Below are 20,349 nucleotides of genomic sequence, written 5' to 3'. Positions count from 1 at the left end.
GGTGCCCGGATGGGTCTGGATCGGCTGCACGATCCTGGCCGCTCGGGCGGAGGCAGGGGCGGGGGCAGAACCGGGTGCGGAGCCCCTGCGGCCCGTCGCCGTCGTCGACCGCGAAATCCCCGCGAGCCTGACCGGAGTGCCCGGCGATCCCGTGCGGGGCCGGGCCCTCGTGGTCGACCGCGCCAAGGGGCTCTGCCTGCTCTGCCACGCAGGTCCATTTCCCGAAGAACGCTTCCCCGGCAATCTCGGTCCCGACCTCGCGGGCGTCGGTGATCGGCTCCCGCCCGGTGCCCTGCGCCTGCGCCTCGTGGACGGTCGGGTCTTGAACCCGGACACCATCATGCCTTCCTATTACAGCCTTGCAGGCACCAGGCGGGTCGGCGCGGCCTGGCGCGACCGGCCGGTGCTGGCGCCTCAAGAGATCGAGGACGTCGTCGCCTTCCTGGCGACGCTACGCGAAACCCCTTCGGAGAGGCCGGCGCCGTGAGCCCGCAGACCCCCCACCGCCCGAGCCGACGCGGCCTCCTCGCCCTCGGGCCCGGCCTCGCCGCGAGCGTGGCCCTGCGCCCGGTGGCGGCCGGGGCCGCGATCCGCACCGAGAGCACGGCCGAGGCCATCCGGCGCTTCGCGGGCGAGGCCGAGATCCACCCGGGGCGCGTCCGCCTCGACCTGCCGCCGCTGGTCGAGAACGGCAATGCGGTGACGATCACGGTGACGGTGGACAGCCCGATGACGCCGGAGGATCACGTCCGCCGCATCGCGGTGTTCAACGACAAGAATCCGCAGCCGAACGTCATCACCGTATACCTAGGGTCGTGTCGAGGTCGCGCCACGATCGCGACCCGGATCCGCCTCGCCGACACGCAACGCATCACCGCCATCGCGGAGACCAGCGACGGCCGCTACTGGTCGACCACGGCCGACGCCATCGTCACCCTCGCCGCCTGCCTGGAGGGCTGAGCCGCCATGGCCCGCACCCTGATCAACGTGCCCAAGGCCGCCCAGGCCGGCGAGGTCGTCACGATCAAGACCCTGATCTCGCACCCGATGGAGACCGGCTTCCGGCCGGGGGCCGACGGGCGCATCCGCCCCCGGGACATCATCACGGAGTTCACCTGCCTGTACGACGGCGAGACGGTGTTCCGGGCCGAGCTGTTTCCGGCGACGGCCGCCAACCCCTACCTGACCTTCACCCTGCGGGCGACGCAGACGGGCACGCTCACCTTCACCTGGCGCGGCGACAACGGTTTTTCGCAGACCGAGACCGCGACCCTGACGGTGACGTGAGGCGGCTCGCGCTCCTGATGCTCGCAGCCCTGGCGGCGGGGCCGGTGCGGGCGGAGGGGATCCCCGCGGCCGAGCGGCGCTCGGGCTTCGACACCATGAGCCCCGACATCCAGGCGATGCAGCGCGACGGGATGGCCAACCCGGCCCTGCTCTGGCTCGCGGACGGCGCCGAGCTCTGGGGCCGGGCGCCGGCTCCGGGCCGACCCGCCTGCGCCGGCTGCCACGGCGAGGCCGAGACCACGATGCGGGGCGTCGCCGCCCGCTATCCGGCCTGGGATGCCGAGACCGCGGCCCCCATCGATCTCGCGGGCCGGATCCAGGCCTGCCGGCGCCGCCACCAGGGCGCGGAGCCCTATGCCGACGAGAGCCGCGAGCTCCTCGGCCTCGCCACCTACGTCGCCGCCCAGTCCGCGGGCTTGCCGATCACGGTCCCGGACGATCCCCGCCTCGGCCCTGCCCGGGCGGCCGGCAAGGCGCTGTTCACGCAGCGCATGGGCCAGCTCGGCCTGTCCTGCGCCGCCTGCCACGACGACAACCACGGGCGCCGCCTCGGCGCGGCCCTGATCCCGCAGGGCCACCCCACCGGCTATCCGCTCTACCGCCTCGAATGGCAGGGGGTCGGCTCGGTGCAGCGGCGCCTGCGCAACTGCATGACGGGGATGCGGGCCGAGCCCTTCGCCTACGGCGCACCGGAGTTCGTTGCCCTGGAGCGCTACCTCATGGACCGGGCCGCGCCCCTGCCGGTGGAGACCCCGGCGGTACGCCCGTGAAGGTCAGCGGAGCTGGGCCAGCACGAGCCCGCCGGCCGCGGTGAGGAGGACGACGATCCAGGGGGGCGCCCGCCCCGCGGTGAGCAGCACGAAGGCCAGGACTGCGAGGGCGAAGTCGCGGGCATCGCCCACCGCGCTGACCCAGACGGGATCGTAGAGGGCGGCTCCCAGGATGCCGACCACGGCGGCGTTGGTGCCGCGCATCGCCGCCTGGGCGCGGGGGCGGGCGCGCAGGCCGTCCCAGTAGGGCAGGGCGCCGTAGACCAGGAGCAGGCCTGGCAGGAAGATCGCCACCAGGGCGATGGCCGCCCCGGGCAGGCCGTTCGGCAGCGGGCCGACCGCCGCGCCGAGATAGGCGGCCACGGTGAAGAGCGGCCCCGGCACGGCCTGGGCGGCGCCGTAGCCGGCGAGGAACCGGGCCGGATCGATCCAGCCGGGGCCGACCACCTCCGCCTGCAGCAGCGGCAGCACCACGTGGCCGCCGCCGAACACCAGGGCACCCGCGCGGTAGAAGGCATCGAACAGGGCGAGCCCCTGGCCCGCCGGACCCGCGCCGCCGCTCGGTGCGGGCAGGGCCGGTGCCAGGAAGGTCGGCCCCACGAGCAGCCCCGCGAACAGGATCAGCGCCACCGCGCCGGCCCGGCGCGAGACCGGCACCGCGAGGCGGCCGCCGGTGGCGGCGGGCGCATCCCGGCACAGGAGCAGCCCGGCCGCGGCCCCGAAGGCGATCGCCAGCACCTGTCCGACGGCGCCGGGCAGGAAGACGACCCCCATCAGCGCCGCGACGGCGATCCCGGCGCGGGGCCGGTCGGGGGTGAGCGCGCGGGCCATGCCCCAGACGGCCTGGGCCACCACCGCCACGGCCACGAGCTTGAGGCCGTGCAGCACGGCCTCCGCCCAGGGGCCCGTCAGGGCGCCGGCCCCGAGGGCGAAGGCGAGGAGGACCAGCGCGGAGGGCAGCGTGAAGGCCGTCCAGGCGGCGAGCCCGCCGAGGAGTCCGCCGGCGCGCAGCAGCCCGAGGGAGAAGCCGACCTGGCTGGAAGCCGGTCCCGGCAGGAACTGGCACAGGGCGACGAGGTCGGCGTAGCCCGCCTCGTCGATCCAGCGCCGGCGATGCACCAGCTCGTCCCGGAAGTAGCCGAGATGCGCGATCGGACCGCCGAAGGAGGTCAGGCCGAGCTTGAGGAACACCCCGAACACCTCGGCGGTCCGGCCGGCGGTCGGGCCGGGCCGGATGGCCGATGTCGGGGACTGAGCCTGTGGATTCACCCGTCGCTCCTGGTTGGCGGTCCGTCGAGCGGACGCCGTGCTGCGAGCCCTACATGCACCGGATCGGAGGCCGGAGGCCATCGCGGACACGGCTTGCGTGCCGCGGGTCGGCGAGGGCTTGGGCGCAGCGTCTCGGCCGGGATGCGCCGCCGGTGCGCCGATGCGGGCCCGACGTCCCCGGCGGAGGGTCGGAACGCCGGAGCGGAGCCGCGGTTGACGCGGCGCGGGACGTCGCGGGCGCGCCAGCGAAACCGGCGCGCCCCGGTCGGACACCCCACCCGGTGTGTGATGAAGACGGATCGAGGCCGAGCCCGTTCCCGGCAGAACGAAGAAGGGCCTCGGATGACAGCGCCAGGACAGAACTGGATCGAGACGCTCCGGGCGTTCGACGCCCGCATTCTCGCCGCGGAGGCGGCGGTCAGGGAGCAGGCCACGCGCGTCATGGAGGCCCTCGAAGAGCGCCACGACATCGCGGCGGCGAAGGCGCGCTTCACGGTTCTCCGGGAGGCCCTCAGCCAGCTCCGGCGGGAGCGGGATGCCTGGCGCGACGCGCTGGCGCCCCAGGACTGAGCGGCGCTTCGCTCTCGAGACCCGCGCGATTCCAAGACCTGCGCGCTTTCAAGACCTGCGCGCTTTCAAGACCTGCGCGATGCCATGGGGCCCTCGATGCCATGGCCCGCCTCGCTCCGGACGCCCGGGACGCGGCGTGCGGCGCAGTCTCAGGACGATCGTGGACGGATCGGCCGCCGGCGGGCCGGTGCTCCCTTCGGATGAGAGCGAAGACGCACGAAAGCAGAATTTCGAAAAACGGATTCATACATTGTGAATTGCTGGCCCGTATGCCGGTAGCGCGTAAGCTTTCAAAAGCGGACCGTATGCAAAGCCTAGGCTATAGAGTTCGTATCACAGAAAATTGTCCCGATGCGGTTCGATCAGAAAATCTCTCAAAAGATGGTTTTGAATCGTACAGGGCAAGTCCACCAGCCTGAGACGACAAGGAAAGCCCTCGGCCTTCGGACCTCCCGTCCCTTCAGGCTGGTCGATCGATTCCGCTCGGACAGTCGCGGCGCGACGGCGGTCGAATTCGGGCTGGTCGCAATGCCGTTTTTCACGATGCTTGCGGCGATCATACAGATATCGTTCCAGGTCTGGGCAGCGCAGAACCTCGACTATGCCGTTCAGAAGGCAAGCCGATCCATTCTGACCGGATCGTTTCAGGTGGCCAATAGCGGGCAGCGGGACCCGGCCATTCTCCTGGGACGTCTGCGGGACAATCTCTGCAACTCCGGCGCGCTGATGCCGGCCTTCGACTGCCAGTCGATCAAGCTCGACGTCACGCTCAGCGCCTCCTACGGCAACGGCAGCGTCCCGAGCCCGTTCGACTCGAGCGCGGGCGGCTGGTCCCGCACGGCCGGGACGCAGTTCAACTGTCCGCAGCCGGGCTCCATCGTCATCGTTTCCGCGGCGGCCAAGTTTCCGGTGTTCTTCTCCTTCCTGAAGCTGAGCGCGAATACCTTCGCCGATGGATCCCAGCTGATGCAGTCGACGGCCGTGTTCCGGACGGAGCCCTACCAGACGACGTCAACCACCGGCTGCAACACCTGAGATGGGTTCGCCAGGCTCCTTCGCGTCACCCGCCCGGGTCGTCCAAGCCATCCGGATCCGTGTCCGTTCGTTCGGGCGCGCGACCGGCGGCGTCTCGGCGGTGGAGTTCGCGCTGATCTTCCCGATCATGCTCCTGCTGCTGGTCGGCATCATCGAATTGTCGAATGGGGTCGACAACTGGCGCAAGGTGACCCTCCTGTCGCGCGCCGTCGCGGATCTCACGTCGCAGGGTGACAAGCAGAACCCGATGACGGATGCGGCGATGGCCGACATCCTGAGGTCGGCGAAGCTCATTCTCCGCCCCTTCGACACCACGAACGTCAAGATCGTGGTGAGCGCGCTGGGGGTCGACCTGAAGGGCTTCTCCCTGAGGCCCGTCGTCTGTTCGAGCGCCGCCACGGACAACGCCCAGGCGCGCGCCACCGGGCCCGCCTCCGACCTGAGCGTTCCGCAGGGATTCCAGGTCACCGGCACCCGCTACATCCTCGCGGAGGTGACGATGCCCTACGCGCCGATGCTGGGCAGCGCCCTGGTGAACCAGCTCGGCGGGACCAACGGTCGGATCACCCTGACCGTCAACACGCCCTGGCCGACCCGCGGCGGCCAGCCCTACGGGGCGAACCCCTACAGCGAGGTGCTCCTGCCCAAGGGAGCGCCATGCCCCGCCCCGGTGACCTGAATGCGACGGGCTGAGGAGATGATCGTGCGTCGTCCTGGATGGATCCAACGCTTCCTCGTCGATCGTCGCGGGAACGTCGCGGTGATCTTCGCGCTCGCGAGCCTGCCCCTGCTCGCCTTCGCGGGGGCCGCCCTCGATTACGGGACCGCCACGCGGATGCAGGCCAAGCTCCAGGCGGCCACCGATGCGACGGCCCTGAGCCTGTGCCAGACCCCGAGCACGACGACCACGGCGCAGATGCAGACCCAGGCGCAGGTCATGATGGCCGGCTACATGGGAGCCGCCGGCTTGACGGTCGACCCCATCAGCGTGACGACGAACCCGCGCAAGATCGTCCTGGCGACCCATATGAGCTCGCCGGCCCTGTTCGGCCAGCTCACCAAGACGCTGGACCTGAACCCCATCGCCTCCGCGCAATGCGCGACGCCGCTTCCGAAGACGTTCGAGATCGCCCTCGTGCTGGACACCACCGGCTCGATGAGTTCGAGCGGCGGCAGCATGACGAAGATGCAGGCCGCCCAGCAGGCGGCGAACAACTTCATCGACTACGTCCACAACAACCCCGCCTTCACGTCGGATACGCGGATCTCGATCGTTCCCTTCGCGGCGTCCGTCGCGGTCAACCCGGTCACGTACCGGAATGCGACCTGGATCGATAAGCTCGGCAAATCCTCCTACCACTGGACCAACGTGAGCGGCGCCACGGCGGCCGGGTTCACCAGTCGGTTCGGGATCTTCGATTCCCTCAAGACCGTCTCGTCCAGCTGGGGCTGGGGCGGCTGCCTGGAAACCCTGCCCTACCCGCTGAACGTCCAGGACGGGCAACCGGGGGCGAGCGCCGATTCCCTCTACGTCCCGATGTTCGCCCCCGATGAGCCGGGCCAGGGGACGACGTCCTACACGACGTATGCGGGGAACTACACGTTCAACAGCTACCTGAACGACGCGACGGGATCGAATTCCTGCAAAGCGGACAGCAGCCTGAGCTTCGCCGCGACCGAGTCGCGGGCGTGCAAGTACGTCAATCCCCAGGGGGCGGCGCCCACCGACAGCTCCTACCTCGCGTTGCCGAACGGCCCCAATTTCGGCTGCACCAGTCAGCCCCTGCAGCGGCTGACCAACGATGTCACGATCCTCAAGTCCCTGGTCTCGAGCCTGAAGCCGCAGGGCGCGACCAACATCCTCGAAGGCCTGATGTGGGGATGGCGCACGGTGTCGCCCAACAGCGTCTTCGGCGATGGCGGCTCCTACGCCTCGGCGAGCGTCAACAAGATCATCATCCTGATGACGGACGGGGCGAACAGCTGGAGCGACAACCCGTACGCGAACTACAACCAGACGTTCTTCTTCTCGATGGGGTATTTCAAGAACGCGGACGGCTCGACGCCGAACGGGCGCCTGCCGCCCAGCTATCAGAATCTCACGAGCACGACCCAGGCGCGCAACGCCCTGGACGCCCTGACCCAGACGGCCTGCACCAATGCCAAGACGGCCGGCATCCAGCTCTACACGATCGGCTTCAGCACCTCGGGGGATCCGATCGACAGCCAGGGCCTGAGCCTGCTGAACGGCTGCGCGAGTTCGCAGAGCCAGGCCTTCATCGCCAACACCTCGGACGCCCTGATCGCGGCCTTCGACCAGATCGGGAAGAGCATCGGAACGCTGCGCCTGACCCAGTGAGGGCAGGCCGCCCGGGCCTCACGGACGGGGAGCCTTCGTCCCAGCTCTGTACTCTCACAGGCCCGCGCCGTTCGTGCCCCGGCGGCTCAGCAGGTCCTTGCGGAACTTGGCGTCGAGGCGCTGCATGAAGTGCTCGGCGCAGCACATGTGGTCGTGCATCTCGCGCCGGACGGCCTCGGCATCCTCGGCGCGGTAGGCGGCCACGAGGGCGCGGTGGCTGGCGAGGTTGTGGGCGCCGAAGGCCTCGTGCTCGGTGAGGCTGTCGCTGCGGAACTCCACGAGGTCGCGCAGCAGGCTGTTGAGGAACCGGCACATGAAGGCGAGGAGCGGGTTGTCGCTGGCGTCGCACAGGATGTCGTGGAAATCGACCTCGACCACCCGGCCGACCCCGCGCTGGTCGCCGGCATTGGCGGCCTCGCAGGCGGCCATGTTCTCCTCCAGGCGGCGGAACTCCGCCGCGCCGAGGCGGCCGACCACGCTGACGCCGAGCGTCACCTCCAGGCTGCGGCGCAGGGCGTAGACCTGGGCGAAATCGAGCTCCTGGAAGTGCAGGAAGCGGCGCAGCTGCTGGGCGGCGGCGTCCACCGAGATGGGCCGGATCTCGGGGCCGCCGTTGGGGCCGGACTGCATCGTCACCAGACCCTGGACCTCCAGGGCCTTCAGGGCCTCGCGGATCGTGCCCTTGGCGCAGCCGTAATGCTGCATCAGGGCGCGCTCGTTCGGCAGGCGGTCGCCGGGGGCCAGGCGTTCGCGGGCGATCCGGTTGCAGAGATCCTCCGCGATCTGGTCCGACAGCTTGATCCGCCGCAGGGGCGCGGGCGGGCCGTCCGCCTCGGGCGTGGTCATCGCGGGATCCGGCTCATCGCGGGACCCGGCTCATCGGGGCGGCCAGGCCGCGTCGGCGTCGAGGGGGAAGATCGGACGGGCGAGCTTGGCGAACGGGAACAGCCCGTAATCGGAGCTGGTGACGCCCCGGCTCGCGCATTCCACCACCGCCCGGGCGATGGGCTCGAAGACCGGCCGGCAATACATCCGCGACTTCAGGATCAGCACCCGGGCCGCGGCCGGGTCGAGGCCCGAGCCCGTGAACACGCCGAGGTCCCAGGGCTCGTGCGGCTCCTCCGTGACGAGGATGCGGGCCGCACCCGTGTCGAGCACGGCCGCCCGGCCCATGTGGCAGCTCTGGCCCGTATAGGTCGGTCCGGTGATGACGTATTGCCCGTCGCCCAGGGCCGCCACCGTCCCGCTGAGGGGGAGGGGGGCCTGGCGCGGGAAGCCCGGCAGGGGCACGCGGTTGCCGAGGCCGCATGCCACCGGTGCGCCGACGCCCGCGGCGTGCAGGGCCGCCACGGCCTCCGGATCGCAGATCGGGCCGGCGAGGATGCCGTCCATCCCGGCCGCCAGGGCGGCGGCGAGGACGTCCATCACGTCGCAGGTGCCGCCCGACATGCAGTTGTCGCCGTGGTCGAGGAGGAGCACCGGGCCCTCCCCGGGGCCGGCCAGCGCCGCCTGCGCCGCCGCGATGGAGTCCGCCAGCGGCGCCTCCGCGTAGACGAAGTCCTCCCGGGCGTTCCAGAGCCCGGCCGCGAGGTCGCGGGCCGCCGCGTCGGCGGCACCTTGCGTTTCCGCCGTGACCGTGACGGAGACGCCGGCCTCGGACAGGTCGGCCAGGGAGAAGCCGCCGAAGATCGTGGCGGCGAGGACGCCGGGACGGGCCTCCGCCGCCCGGGCGGCGGCGACGGCCGCCTGCATCGGGCCGGGCACGCGGGTGTCCATGCGCAGGGTGTGGGCGAGCATCGGCGGATGCACCCAGGCCCGGCACGGGGCCAGGCCCCCGTCGAGCATCCGCCCGACGATGTCGGCGACGCGGGCGCCCGTCTCGGCCATGTCCACGTGCGGATAGGTCTTGAAGCCGGCGATCGCGTCGCAGTTGTCCACCATGCGGCCGGTGATGTTGCCGTGGAGGTCGAGGGCGACGCCGAGCGGCACGCCGGGCGCCAGGGCGCGGATCCGGGCCAGGAGCTCGCCCTCGCCGTCGTCGTGGCTCTCCGTCACCATCGCCCCGTGCAGGTCGAGCAGGATGGCGTCGCAGCCGGGGCGGACCGCGTCGAGGATCGCCGCGGCGAGCGCCGCGAAGGCCGCGTCCGCCACCGGCCCGCTCGGGTTGGCATGGGCCGAGACCGGCACCACGACGGTGGCGCCCCGCGCCTCCCCGAAGCGGATGAAGGCGCCCAGCGCCGTGGTGCTGTCGCGCCCCGCCGCCAGGGCGGCGTCGCCCCAGAGCGGGTTGAACGCCGCCAGCGGCGTCGCCAGCGGCGAGAAGGTGTTGGTCTCGTGGTTCACCCGGGCGGTGACGATACGCATCAGGGTCGCGCCTTGCTGGACATCGGGAATCAGGCCACGGGGGCGTGACGGGCGTCGTAGTCGAGCACCGCGTCGAGCAGGATCTGCGCGCCGGCGGCACACTCGGACGGAGCGGTGGATTCGGCCGGGTTGTGGCTGAGGCCGCCGGCGCTCGGCACGAACACCATGGTGGTGGGCACCAGCCCGGCGACGTGAGCGGCGTCGTGGCCGGCGCCCGAGACCATGTCGCGGGTGGCGTGGCCGCCCTTCTCCGCCGCGCGCCGGACGCAGGCGATGCAGTCGGGGTCGAAGGCGACGGGGGCCGTCCGGGCGATGACCTGCAGGCGGGTCTCGAGGCCGACCGCGTCGGCGATGCGGGCCACGGCCGCCTCCAGGGCCGCCTCCATGGCGTCGAGCACCGCGTCCTGCGGGTGGCGCAGGTCCACGGTGAGGAAGACGTGGCCCGGAATGACGTTGTTGGAGTTCGGCGTCACCGTGAGGTGGCCGACGGTGCCCACCGCGTCGGGGGCGTGCGCCTGGGCGACGGCGTCCACCGCCTCCACCAGACGGGCGGCGCCCAGGAGGGCGTTGCGCCGCATCGGCATCGGGGTCGAGCCCGTATGGGCGGACCGGCCCTCCAGGGTGACCTCGTACCAGCGCATGCCCTGCACGCCCTGCACCACGCCGATGGTGGCCCCCTGCGCCTCCAGGATCGGGCCCTGCTCGATGTGCAGCTCGAACATCGCGCCGAACGGCACGGAGCCCGCGGGCGCGGCGCCACGGTAGCCGATGGCATCGAGGGCCGCGCCGAAGCGGGTGCCGGCGCTGTCCTGGCGGGCCTCGGCCCAGTCGCCGGCATAGATGCCCGCATAGACGCCGGAGCCCAGCATGGCGGGGGCGAAGCGCGCGCCCTCCTCGTTGGTCCAGTTCACCAGCAGCAGCGGCGCCTCGGTGACGTAGCCGGCCCCGTCCAGGGTGCGCAGCACCTCGAGCCCGGCCAGCACGCCCAGCACCCCGTCGAACTTGCCGCCGGTGGGCTGGGTGTCGAGGTGGCTGCCCAGGGCGATGGGCTTCAGGTCGGGGTTCCGGCCGGGGCGCAGGGCGAACATGTTGCCCACCGCGTCCACCGTCAGGGTGCAGCCCAGGGCCTCGACCTGGGTCCGCAGCCAGTCGCGCACCCGGCGGTCCTCGTCGCTCAGGGTCAGGCGGGCGATGCCGCCGTCGGGGGTGGCGCCGATGGCGGCGGTCTCCGTCAGGGTGTCCCAGAGACGCTCGGCGTTGATGGTGAGGTTCGACATGGGTGTCCCGGAGTCCCTTCTGCTCACGCCGCCTTCACGCCGAGGAAGCGGTCGCGCGCCGCCTCGTCGGCCACGAAGTCGGCATTGCCGGCCGCGTAGGCGACGCGGCCGAGTTCGAGGATGTAGTGGCGGTCGGCCAGGCTCGTGCAGACCGCCAGGTTCTGCTCCACCAGCAGGATCGGGACCCCGGCGTCGCGGATGGCCCGGATCTGGGCGACGATCTCCTCGACGATGACGGGGGCGAGGCCCTCCACCGGCTCGTCGAGCATGAGGAGCTTCGGCCCGGAGAGGAGGGCGCGGGCGATCGAGAGCATCTGCTGCTCGCCGCCCGAGAGCTGCGCGCCCCCGTTGCGGCGGCGCTCCTCCAGGCGCGGGAACATCGCGTAGATGTCCCGCAGGCCCCAGGGCGAACCCTTGCGCACGGCGATGGCCAGGTTCTCCGCGACGCTGAGCAGGCTGAAGATGCCCCGGTCCTCCGGCACGAGGGTGAGGCCGGCCCGGGCGATGCGGTGGGCGGGCCAGCCCGCCACGTCGGTGCCGTGGAAGTGCACCCGGCCGCCGCGGGGGGGCAGGAGGCCGCTGATCGCCTTGAGCGTCGAGGTCTTGCCGGCGCCGTTGCGCCCGAGGAGGCAGACGATCTCGCCGTCGCGCACCTCCAGGCTGACGCCCTGGAGGATGTGGCTCTTGCCGTAGAAGCCCTGGACCCCGTCCAGGCTGAGGGCGACGGGGCCGCTCACGAGACGTGCGCCCGGGCCGGCGTGAGGTCGCCCGTGATCATGTTGCCGAGATAGGCCCGCCGCACCTCCGGGTCGTCGCGGACCCGGGCCGGCGGACCCTCCACCAGCACGCGGCCGGCGCGCATCACCGTCACGGTGTCGGAGATGTTCATGACGATGCCCATGTTGTGCTCGATGAACAGGACGGTGTGGTCGCGGCCGAGATCGCGGATCAGCGCCGTCATGGCGGCGATGTCGTCGATGCCCATGCCGGAGGTCGGCTCGTCGAGGAGGATGACCTTCGGCGCCGCCGCCATCGCCATCCCGACCTCCAGGCGCCGCTGCTGGCCGTGCGAGAGCGCGCCGGCGGCGCGCAGGGCCACCCGGGTGAGGTCGAGGCGCTCCAGCATCGTCTCGGCCATGGCCAGCGCCGGCCGGTTGGCCTCGGCCCGGCGCCAGGGGGCGAGGGCCTGCCAGGGCGTCTTGCCCTGCGCGGCCAGCCGCAGGTTTTCGCGGACGCTGAGCGTCGGGAAGAGGCTGGTGACCTGAAACGAGCGGGCGAGGCCGAGGCGCACGCGCTCGTGGTCGGCCGTGCGGGTGATGTCCCGGCCCGCCAGGGCGATGCGCCCGGCCGAGGGCGCGATCCGGCCGGTCAGCGCGTGGAACAGGGTCGTCTTGCCGGCGCCGTTCGGGCCGATGATCGAGTGGACGCTGTTCTCGGCGATGCGCAGGGTCACGTCCTGGAGGGCGACGAAGCTGCCGTAGCGGACGCCCAGGGCGTCGGTGGCGAGGATCGGCGCGCTCATCGGGCGACCTCCGGTGCCCGGCCGGCGTCGGACGCGGGGAGAGCCTCCGCCACGGGAGCGACCGCGGGATCGGTCACCACGGGCCGGTCCGGCGCCGGGTCGTCGGGGGGCGGCGCCCGCGTCAAGAGGGCGACGGCGTGCTCGATCAGGCCCCAGAGGCCGCGCTGCAGGAACAGCGTGATGACGATGAGGAGGAGCCCCAGGAGAAGGAGCCAGCGCGGCCAGATCGCCGAGAGGGCATCGGCGGCGAGCAGGTAGGCGCCGGCCCCGAGGAGCGAGGCGAACAGGTTCGCGCTGCCGCCGACGATCGTCATGATCAGCAGGGTCTCGCTGGTGTGGTAGTCGATGTTCGAGAGGGGCGCGACGCCGATCAGCATGGCGTGGAGCGCGCCCGCGAAGGCCGTCACCGCCCCGGAAATCGCGAAGGCCGCGACCTTGAAGGCCCGAACCGGATAGCCGATCGCCCCGGCCCGGCCCTCGTTGTCGCGGATGGCGAGCAGGGTGCGCCCGAAGGTCGAGAGCGCGACCCGCTGCAGGGCGGCGAAGAGCCCGAGGAAGAGCACGGCCACGAAGGCGTAGTAGGTCCAGGGATCGGACAGGACCGTGCCGGCGAGGCGCGGGCGCGGGATGTCGAGCAGGCCGTTGTCGCCGCCCGTGAGGCCGCTGAAGGTGTAGGCCAGGAAGTAGAACATCTGCGAGAAGGCCAGGGTCAGCATCACGAAGTAGACGCCCTGGCGCCGGATCGAGACCCAGCCCACGGCGGCCGCCACCAGCGCCCCCAGGGCCAGCGACAGCAGCAGCATGACGGGGGCGGGCAGGCCGGCCCGGACGAGGCCGAGCCCGGCGACGTAGCTGCCGAGGCCGAAGAAGATGCCCTGGCCGAAGGAGAGCAGGCCGGTATAGCCCAGCAGCAGATTGCAGGCGGCGACCGCCAGCCCGTAGATCAGGATCTCGCTGGCCAGCGTGCCGGAGCGCATCACCAGGGGCAGGATCAGCACGGCGGCCAGCGCGAGGCCGAACTGCACCAGGGGCCTGTCGAGCAGGGGAATCATCGCGAGCGCCTCCTCAGGCCCGGCCGAACAGGCCGCGCGGCATCGCCATGATGATGCCGGCCATGCCGAGATAGATGACGAGGCGCGCCCCCTCGGGCCACAGGGTGGCCATCAGGCTCTGGGCGATGCCGACGAGGATGCCGGCGGCGAGCGCCCCGGCGTAGCTGCCCATTCCGCCGATCACCACCACCACGAAGGCGATGCCCAGGGCCTCGACGCCCATGAAGGGCTCGACGCCGCGGATGGGGGCGGCCAGCGCCCCGGCCAGGCCCGCCAGCCCGGCGCCGAGGGCGAAGACGGCGGTGTTGATGCGCAGGGTATCGTAGCCGAGGAGCGCCATGTTGGCGGGCGATTCCGACCCGGCCCGCACGATGGCGCCGAGCCGCGTCCGGTCGAGGAGCCACCACAGGCCGGCCGCCAGGATCGCCGTGAAGCCGATCACGAAGAGCCGGTACTCCGGGTAGACGAAATCCCCGAGGATCATCACGCCGCTCAGCGCCTCCGGCGGAGCGACATTCCCGCCGATGGGCCCCCAGATGATGATGACGAGCTCCTGCACCACCAGGGCGAGGCCGACGGTGACGAGGATGTGGAAGGTGTGGGGCAGCTTGTAGACCCGGCGCAGGAGCAGCCGCTCGGTCAGGGCGGCCAGCCCCGCGACGACGAGGGCGGCCAGCGGCATCGCCACCCAGAAGCTCAGGCCCCGCTCGACGCCCTCGTAGGCGAGGTAGGCCCCCAGCAGGTAGAACGCCCCGTGGGCGAAGTTCACGAACTGCAGCAGCCCGAAGATGATGCTCAGGCCCACCGCCAGCAGGAAGTAGAGCATCCCGAGTCCGAGGCCGTTCAGGATCTGGAACAGGTAGGTCACGGGGTCTCCAGGATCAGGTCAAACCTCGGATCACGTCAAACCTTGGATCACGTGAAACCTTGGCTGGCGGGCCATGCCGATCCGAGCGCGACCCGTGATTCCGGGGCCGCGACGCGGAACCCGGACTCCGGAAAGACAGGGGGCGCCTTGCTCGGCTCTGGATCCCGGGCTCGCCCGCGGCGCCCCAAAACGACGCAGCGCTCGAGCGACGACCGATCCCGCGTGGAACCTCGGCGCCGCTTCGCCCTCACGCCAACCTTCGTCACGCCATCTTCGTCACGTCATCTTGCAGCCGGCGGCCTCGGGCGAGAGGAACGACTTGCCGGACTGGATCACCTCGGCGAAATCGTCCTTGTCCTTCATGGCGGACTTCGCCTTGCCCTTGAGCAGGTAGTAATCCTTGATGACCTGGTGGTCGGCGGCGCGGATCTCCTCCTCGCCGGTCAGGCCGGAATAGCGCATCCCTTCGAGCGCCTTGATCACGGCGGGGCCGTCCGTACTGCCGGCCTTGGCGGCGGCGTCGAGGAGCAGCTTGGTAATCTGGTACGAGCCGGCGAAGGAGTAGTTCGGCGTCATCTTGGCGGTCTCGCGGACCTTGGTCACCAGCGCCTTGTTCAGGGGCGAGTCGATGCCGTGCCAGTACTGCGCGCCGAAGTAGACGCCCTCGCAGAGGTCGGCGCCCAGGGCCTCGAACTGCTCCAGGCCCGAGGCCCAGGCGAGCACGATGGTCATGCGCTTCTTGAGGCCGAAGCTCACCGCCTGGCGCAGCGCATCCGAGGATTGCGAGCCGAAGTTGAGGAGCAGCAGCACGTCGGGCTTGGCCGCGATCGCGTTGGTCAGGTAGCCGCTGAACTCCTTCTCGGCCAGCGAGTGGTAGCTGTTGCCGACATGCTCGACGCCCTTCTCCTGGAAGACCGCCTTGGCGGCACTGAGGAGGCCCTCGCCGAACACGTATTGCGGGGTGATCGTGTACCAGCGCTTGGCGTTGGGCATCTGCGCGATGAGGGGACGGACCGTCTGCGCGATGGCGCCGAAGGTCGGCACCGTCCAGCGGAAGGTGCCGCGGTTGCAGTCCGAGCCGGTGATCTCGTCCGCCCCCGCCGTGGTGATGAAGACGCCGTCGGATTTCGCCGCTTCCTTGCCCATCACCAGGGCCTCGGAGGAGAGGATGCCGCCGGCGAAGAGCCGCGTGCCCTGCGCCATCGCCTCCTGCACCTTGCGGGCGGCCGGTGCCGGCTTGCCCTCGGTGTCGATGTCCGCGACCGTGACGGTGCGGCCGAGGATCTTGCCGGCCTCCTGCGCCGCGAAGGCGGCGCCGAGCGACGCATACTTGCCGTTGGCCGCGAAGGCGCCGGAGATCGGCAGCGGGGCGCCGATGACGAGGGGCCCGTCCGCCGCACGGGCACCGCGCAGGATGCCGGACAGCGGGAGACCGGAGGCCCCCAGGGCGGCCGCCGTCAGCGAGGTCTTCAGAAATGCACGACGATCACGCATGGCACCGCTCCTCGCGCTCGCACCGGGCGAACTATCCAAACTATACGCATAGAATATGCGCGTGTTCGTTCCGTCAAGCGCTCGTCGATGTTGCACTGCACTTGCGCAATTGCCGGCCGTAAGCCGCGAATTCAGGCAGCCGATGCCCGTTATCGCTGCAGGATCGGCAGGGCATTGGCGCGCTTCACTTGGCCGAGGGCGAAGCTCGATTCGATCGAGGCGACGCCGTCGAGGCGGGTGAGCTTGTCCTTGAGGAAGCGCTCGTAGGCTTCGAGGTCCTCGACCACGATCCGGAGCAGGTAGTCCCGCTGCCCCGTCATCAGGTAGCAGTCGACCACCTCGGGCCAGCGGGTGACGGCCACGGCGAAGCGGTCGAGTTCCTCCTCCCGCTGGCGCTCGAGCTTCACCGAGGCGAAGACGCTGACCGGCAGGCCGACCGCGACCTGGTCGACGACGGCGACGTAGCCCTTGATCACCCCCGCCGCCTCCAGCAGGCGCACCCGCCGGGCGCAGGGCGAAGCGGAGAGGCCGACCCGGTCGCCGATCTGCTGCACCGTCAGGCGGGCATCCTCCTGCAGCGCGGCGAGGATCCGGCGATCGATGACGTCGAGAACAGGTTTTGGCACGAAATGATCTCGCGAGGCATCCGACAGCGCATCTGAGCCAAGGACTTGCCGCACCACAAGGTCGTTTGGCCAGTTTTGCTGGTCCGGCGCGGCTAGGATCATGTCATGAGCGATCCGCGACTGCCCTACCTCGCCGCCCTGGCCCGGAAGAGCCTCTGGCTCTCGACCTGGACCATCCACAACGCCAACCACCTGCGCCCGTCGGCCGACGGGCTGAAGGTGGGCGGGCACCAGGCCTCGTCGGCCTCCCTCTGCGCGATCATGACGGCGCTCTACGGCGCGGTGCTGCGCCCCGAGGACCGGGTCGCGGTGAAGCCCCATGCGAGCCCGATCTTCCACGCGCTGCAATACCTGTTCGGTCACCAGACCCGCGAGAAGCTGGCGGCCTTCCGCGCCTTCGGCGGCGCCCAGTCCTATCCCTCGCGGACCAAGGACACCGACGACGTCGATTTCTCCACGGGCTCGGTCGGGCTCGGCGTGGCGCAGACGCTGTTCGCGTCGCTGACCCAGGACTACGTGCGGGCGAAGGGCTGGGGCGGCGACCGGCCCGAGGGCAAGATGGTGGCGCTCATCGGCGACGCCGAGATGGACGAGGGCAACATCTTCGAGGCCCTGCTGGAGGGCTGGAAGCACGGCCTGCGCAACACCTGGTGGATCGTCGACTACAACCGCCAGAGCCTCGACGCGGTGGTGCGCGAGGGGCTGTGGGCGAAGTTCGAGGCGATGTTCCGCAACTTCGGCTGGGACGTGGTCGTGCTGCGGCACGGCACGCTCCAGCGCGCCGCCTTCGCGGAACCGGGCGGGGCGCGCCTCAAGGCCTGGATCGAGGCCTGCCCGAACCAGACCTACTCGGCGCTGGCCTTCCAGGGCGGCGCGGCCTGGCGCCGGCGCCTGACGGAGGAACTCGGCGACCAGGGCGACGTCTCCGCCCTGATCGACCGGCGCTCCGATGCGGAGCTCGCCGCCCTGATGGGCAATCTCGGCGGCCACGACCTGCCGATGCTGCTGGAGGCCTTCGAGGCGGCCCGCGCCCACGACCGCCCGGTCTGCTTCATCGCCTACACGATCAAGGGCCACGGCCTGCCGCTCGCCGGCCACAAGGACAACCATGCGGGCCTGCTGACGCCGACCCAGGTCGAGGCCTTCCGGGCCGAGATGGCGATCCGGCCGGGTCACGAGTGGGAGCCCTTCGAGGGGCTCGAGGTCGCCCCCGACGCGATGCGCCGCTTCCTCGCCGCAGTGCCCTTCGTGCAGCGCGGGCGCCGCCGCTACACGGCGCCGGCGATCCCGGTCCCCGAGCGCTTCACGGCCCCGACCCAGGCCACGCTCTCGACGCAGGCCGGGTTCGGGCTGCTGATGCACGAGATCGCCAAGTCCGATTCGGCCTTCGCCGATCGCATCGTCACCACCTCGCCCGACGTCACCGTCTCCACCAACCTCGGCGCCTGGGTGAACCGGCGCGGCCTCTTCGCCAAGGAGGCGATGGCCGACGTCTTCCGCAAGGAGCGGATTCCCTCGACCTTCAACTGGACCTTCGCGCCCTCCGGCCAGCACCTCGAGCTCGGCATCGCCGAGTCGAACCTCTTCACCGCGCTCGCGGCCCTCGGCCTGTCGCATGCGATCTTCGGCGAGCGCCTGCTGCCGGTGGGCACGCTCTACGATCCCTTCATCGAGCGCGGCCTCGATGCCCTGAACTACGCCTGCTACCAGGATGCGCGCTTCCTCCTGGTGGCGACGCCGGCGGGCGTCACCCTGGCGCCGGAGGGCGGGGCGCACCAGTCGATCAAGACGCCGCTGATCGGCCTGGGCCAGGACGGGCTCGCCGCCTTCGAGCCGGCCTTCGTCGACGAGCTCGCGGTGCTGCTGCGCTTCGCCTTCGCGCACCTGCAGGGCAGCGGCCCGTCCGAACCGGACCCGGTGACCTGCCTGGCCGATGCGGCGGGCGGCTCGGCCTATTTCCGGCTCTCGACCCGCAGCCTGGAGCAGCCGGTGCGGGCGATCGGCCCGGCGCTGGCCGCCGACATGGTCGCGGGCGCCTACTGGCTGCGCCGGCCCGGTCCGAACGCCGAGGTGGTGGTCGCCTACCAGGGGGCCGTCGCCCCCGAGGCGATCGCCGCCATCGGGCTGATGGCCGAGGACCGGCGCGACGTCGGCCTCCTCGCGGTCACCTCGGCGGATCGGCTGCAGGCCGGCTGGACCGCGGCGCAGGGCCTGCGCGAGCAGGGCCGTCCGGAGGCGTCGAGCCATGTCGAGCGCCTGCTCGCCGACGTGCCCGCCCAGTGCGGCCTCGTCACCGTCCTCGACGGCCATCCGGCCACCCTCGGCTGGCTCGGATCGGTGCACGGGCATCGCACCCGCGCGCTGGGTGTCGCGCAGTTCGGTCAGACCGGCACGATCGCCGACCTCTACCGTCACTTCGGCATCGACGCGCGCGGCATCGCCACGGCGGCCCAGGCGATCGCCCCCGGCCGGGGGATCCGCCACCTGCGCCTTGCCTGACTCAGCGCGGCCGCGAGACCGATCCGCGGGACCGCGTCCCGGGATGTGTCGCCCACGGAGCCCGGATCGCCGATCCGACCCGCAGGGGAGGCCGGATCAGACCCGCAGGGGAGGCCGGATCAGACCCCGATCGCGCCGTTGTGCAGGGCGCGCAGCTCGACGTAGCTCATGGTCTCGCTGCTCCAGCTCGGCCCGTCGCAATCGTGCAGCCGCTTGGGGAGCGGCTTGTGCTTGTCGCCCTGGTAGAACCCCATCACGACGGTCTGGCCGTCGGTATCGTCGCGCTCGATCCGGTAGGCCGGCTGAACGCCCGATCCGAGACGGCTGATCCGAACCCGCAGGCTCGGATTGCGGGCCTGGTCGGGGACCATGTTGCGGTAGACGCCCCTCAGGTATTCGAGGCGGTCGGCGTTCCGGCCCGCGAGATCCGCGATGGAGACGTTCTCGGCGAGCATGGCGGTGGAAGTCATAGGAGTCGGCTTTCGGTTGGAGGCAGGGGCGCTTGGCAGCGCCGGTCAGGCGACGGCCGGGGCTTCCTCGGTCGTCACCACGAATCGGGTCAGGGTGTTGGGCCCGAAAGTCAGCGTGAGCGGCACGTCGGCCGCATCCCGGCCGTAGGCGATCAGGATGCGGCCGATCCGCGACGCGTTGTTGCGCGGATCGAAGGTGTGCCAGCGGCCATCGAGGAAAACCTCCATCCAGGCCGCGAAGTCGCCCGGCGCGTGCGGGAGCGGCAGGCCGATGTCGCTGACGTAGCCGTTGCAGTAGCGCGTCGGAATGTTGAGGCAGCGGCAGAAGGCGATGGCGAGGTGCGCGTAGTCGCGACAGACGCCGCGCTGCTCCTCGAACACCTCGAAGGCGGTCCGGGTGGCGCGGGCATGCTCGTAGCCGAAGGTGATCCGGTCGTGGACGTAGTCGCAGATCGCCTGGACGCGGCTCCAGCCGGGCGGCAGGTGGCCGAACAGGTCCCAGGCGATCTGCGAGAGGCGGTCGGTCTCGCAGTAGCGGCTGCCCAGGAGGAACAGGAGGCTGTCGGTCGGGAGCGTTGCGATGGGCGTCTCCGCCGCCGTCGGGTGCGGATGGTCCCCGCGGCCCGCGTCGCGCACGATCGTCTCGGTCTTCAGCGTGAACGTGCCGGCCGGGGCCGTCATCCGCTGGCACCAGTTGCCGAAGCTGTCGCGATAGCCCTCCAGCGGCACCGCGGGGTGCGTGACGAGGTGGTCCGGGCGCTCCAGGTCCGAGACCCGCGAGGCATGGACGTTGAGGGTCGCGATGACCGGGGTGGGCTGGGGGAAGGTGTAGGTCATCTCGCAGCCGACGAGGATGCGCATGGGGCTCTCCGGAATTGTCGTCGCGC

Annotated in this window: 21 protein-coding genes; 9 read left to right on the top strand and 12 right to left on the bottom strand. The window is 71.2% G+C overall.

From position 1 onward, the window contains the following. Nucleotide 1 precedes the first annotated feature (1 nt). Genes soxX through soxA form a run of 4 tightly spaced genes read left to right on the top strand, consistent with a single transcriptional unit; the run spans nucleotide 2 to nucleotide 2,057 of the window. Complete coding sequence (gene soxX, locus AC0IY1_RS02220; protein WP_471767347.1) at nucleotides 2–487, top strand: sulfur oxidation c-type cytochrome SoxX; 486 nt, start codon at nucleotides 2–4, stop codon at nucleotides 485–487. Continuing rightward, a complete protein-coding gene (locus tag AC0IY1_RS02215) occupies nucleotides 484–960 on the top strand; it encodes a SoxY-related AACIE arm protein (protein WP_055947020.1) in 477 nt (158 codons plus the stop codon). The genes soxX and AC0IY1_RS02215 overlap by 4 nt, the downstream gene beginning before the upstream one ends. Nucleotides 961–966: 6 nt before the next feature. Continuing rightward, the gene (gene soxZ, locus AC0IY1_RS02210; RefSeq protein ID WP_471767345.1) at nucleotides 967–1,287 is read left to right on the top strand and encodes a thiosulfate oxidation carrier complex protein SoxZ; all 321 of its coding nucleotides are present in this window, start codon (nucleotides 967–969) and stop codon (nucleotides 1,285–1,287) included. A 17-nt stretch (nucleotides 1,288–1,304) separates the two neighbouring features. Next, a complete protein-coding gene (gene soxA, locus AC0IY1_RS02205) occupies nucleotides 1,305–2,057 on the top strand; it encodes a sulfur oxidation c-type cytochrome SoxA (RefSeq protein WP_471767416.1) in 753 nt (250 codons plus the stop codon). 3 nt (nucleotides 2,058–2,060) lie between these two features. On the opposite strand, the gene chrA is transcribed toward soxA, so the two are convergent. Beyond that, the gene (chrA, locus tag AC0IY1_RS02200; protein ID WP_471767344.1) at nucleotides 2,061–3,326 is read right to left on the bottom strand and encodes a chromate efflux transporter; all 1,266 of its coding nucleotides are present in this window, start codon (nucleotides 3,324–3,326) and stop codon (nucleotides 2,061–2,063) included. Nucleotides 3,327–3,668: 342 nt separating this feature from the next. Here chrA and AC0IY1_RS02195 point away from each other — a divergent pair, with 342 nt between their 5' ends. The 4 genes from AC0IY1_RS02195 to AC0IY1_RS02180 all read left to right on the top strand — a co-directional run bounded on the left by AC0IY1_RS02195 (nucleotide 3,669) and on the right by AC0IY1_RS02180 (nucleotide 7,290). After that, on the top strand, nucleotides 3,669–3,896 hold the full coding sequence (locus AC0IY1_RS02195) for a hypothetical protein (protein WP_471767342.1): 228 nt from the start codon (nucleotides 3,669–3,671) through the stop codon (nucleotides 3,894–3,896). Between the two features lie 351 nt (nucleotides 3,897–4,247). Further along, a complete protein-coding gene (locus tag AC0IY1_RS02190) occupies nucleotides 4,248–4,931 on the top strand; it encodes a TadE/TadG family type IV pilus assembly protein (RefSeq protein ID WP_471767340.1) in 684 nt (227 codons plus the stop codon). A gap of 1 nt (nucleotide 4,932) precedes the next feature. Next, nucleotides 4,933–5,610, top strand: coding sequence for a TadE/TadG family type IV pilus assembly protein (locus tag AC0IY1_RS02185; RefSeq protein ID WP_471767339.1), 678 nt, complete (start codon nucleotides 4,933–4,935; stop codon nucleotides 5,608–5,610). Nucleotides 5,611–5,634: 24 nt separating this feature from the next. Continuing rightward, a complete protein-coding gene (locus AC0IY1_RS02180) occupies nucleotides 5,635–7,290 on the top strand; it encodes a TadE/TadG family type IV pilus assembly protein (RefSeq protein ID WP_244477164.1) in 1,656 nt (551 codons plus the stop codon). Between the two features lie 54 nt (nucleotides 7,291–7,344). Here the strand turns inward: AC0IY1_RS02180 and AC0IY1_RS02175 are convergent, their stop codons facing one another. The 9 genes from AC0IY1_RS02175 to AC0IY1_RS02135 all read right to left on the bottom strand — a co-directional run bounded on the left by AC0IY1_RS02175 (nucleotide 7,345) and on the right by AC0IY1_RS02135 (nucleotide 16,493). Further along, nucleotides 7,345–8,136, bottom strand: coding sequence for a FadR/GntR family transcriptional regulator (locus AC0IY1_RS02175; protein ID WP_471767337.1), 792 nt, complete (start codon nucleotides 8,134–8,136; stop codon nucleotides 7,345–7,347). 30 nt (nucleotides 8,137–8,166) lie between these two features. Further along, nucleotides 8,167–9,654, bottom strand: coding sequence for a M81 family metallopeptidase (locus tag AC0IY1_RS02170; protein WP_471767334.1), 1,488 nt, complete (start codon nucleotides 9,652–9,654; stop codon nucleotides 8,167–8,169). A 29-nt stretch (nucleotides 9,655–9,683) separates the two neighbouring features. Continuing rightward, the gene (locus AC0IY1_RS02165; RefSeq protein ID WP_471767332.1) at nucleotides 9,684–10,931 is read right to left on the bottom strand and encodes a M20 family metallo-hydrolase; all 1,248 of its coding nucleotides are present in this window, start codon (nucleotides 10,929–10,931) and stop codon (nucleotides 9,684–9,686) included. Nucleotides 10,932–10,954: 23 nt separating this feature from the next. Beyond that, nucleotides 10,955–11,668, bottom strand: a complete 714-nt coding sequence (locus AC0IY1_RS02160) for an ABC transporter ATP-binding protein (protein ID WP_055947036.1) — start codon at nucleotides 11,666–11,668, stop codon at nucleotides 10,955–10,957. After that, complete coding sequence (locus tag AC0IY1_RS02155) at nucleotides 11,665–12,453, bottom strand: ABC transporter ATP-binding protein (RefSeq protein WP_055947038.1); 789 nt, start codon at nucleotides 12,451–12,453, stop codon at nucleotides 11,665–11,667. Before AC0IY1_RS02155 ends, AC0IY1_RS02160 begins: the two co-directional genes overlap by 4 nt. Further along, complete coding sequence (locus AC0IY1_RS02150) at nucleotides 12,450–13,505, bottom strand: branched-chain amino acid ABC transporter permease (protein WP_471767330.1); 1,056 nt, start codon at nucleotides 13,503–13,505, stop codon at nucleotides 12,450–12,452. Before AC0IY1_RS02150 ends, AC0IY1_RS02155 begins: the two co-directional genes overlap by 4 nt. A 13-nt stretch (nucleotides 13,506–13,518) precedes the next feature. Continuing rightward, entirely contained in the window at nucleotides 13,519–14,373 is an 855-nt protein-coding gene (locus AC0IY1_RS02145; protein ID WP_082512791.1) for a branched-chain amino acid ABC transporter permease, read from the bottom strand. A 276-nt stretch (nucleotides 14,374–14,649) separates the two neighbouring features. Next, nucleotides 14,650–15,867 (bottom strand): ABC transporter substrate-binding protein, encoded by a 1,218-nt coding sequence (locus AC0IY1_RS02140; RefSeq protein ID WP_471767327.1) that lies wholly within the window; start codon nucleotides 15,865–15,867, stop codon nucleotides 14,650–14,652. Between the two features lie 149 nt (nucleotides 15,868–16,016). Next, nucleotides 16,017–16,493, bottom strand: a complete 477-nt coding sequence (locus tag AC0IY1_RS02135) for an Lrp/AsnC family transcriptional regulator (protein ID WP_471767326.1) — start codon at nucleotides 16,491–16,493, stop codon at nucleotides 16,017–16,019. A 105-nt stretch (nucleotides 16,494–16,598) separates the two neighbouring features. Here AC0IY1_RS02135 and AC0IY1_RS02130 point away from each other — a divergent pair, with 105 nt between their 5' ends. Then, nucleotides 16,599–18,992 (top strand): transketolase, encoded by a 2,394-nt coding sequence (locus tag AC0IY1_RS02130; RefSeq protein WP_471767324.1) that lies wholly within the window; start codon nucleotides 16,599–16,601, stop codon nucleotides 18,990–18,992. Between the two features lie 119 nt (nucleotides 18,993–19,111). Here the strand turns inward: AC0IY1_RS02130 and AC0IY1_RS02125 are convergent, their stop codons facing one another. Both AC0IY1_RS02125 and AC0IY1_RS02120 read right to left on the bottom strand, forming a co-directional pair. After that, complete coding sequence (locus AC0IY1_RS02125; RefSeq protein WP_055947043.1) at nucleotides 19,112–19,462, bottom strand: hypothetical protein; 351 nt, start codon at nucleotides 19,460–19,462, stop codon at nucleotides 19,112–19,114. A 45-nt stretch (nucleotides 19,463–19,507) separates the two neighbouring features. Continuing rightward, nucleotides 19,508–20,323, bottom strand: a complete 816-nt coding sequence (locus AC0IY1_RS02120; RefSeq protein ID WP_055947045.1) for a transglutaminase-like domain-containing protein — start codon at nucleotides 20,321–20,323, stop codon at nucleotides 19,508–19,510. Nucleotides 20,324–20,349 lie beyond the last annotated feature (26 nt).

It is taken from the genome of Methylobacterium sp. AC690 (genome assembly GCF_979256535.1).
The sequence above is the reverse complement of the archived record's forward strand: the minus strand, read 5'-3'. Positions and strand labels throughout refer to the sequence as shown.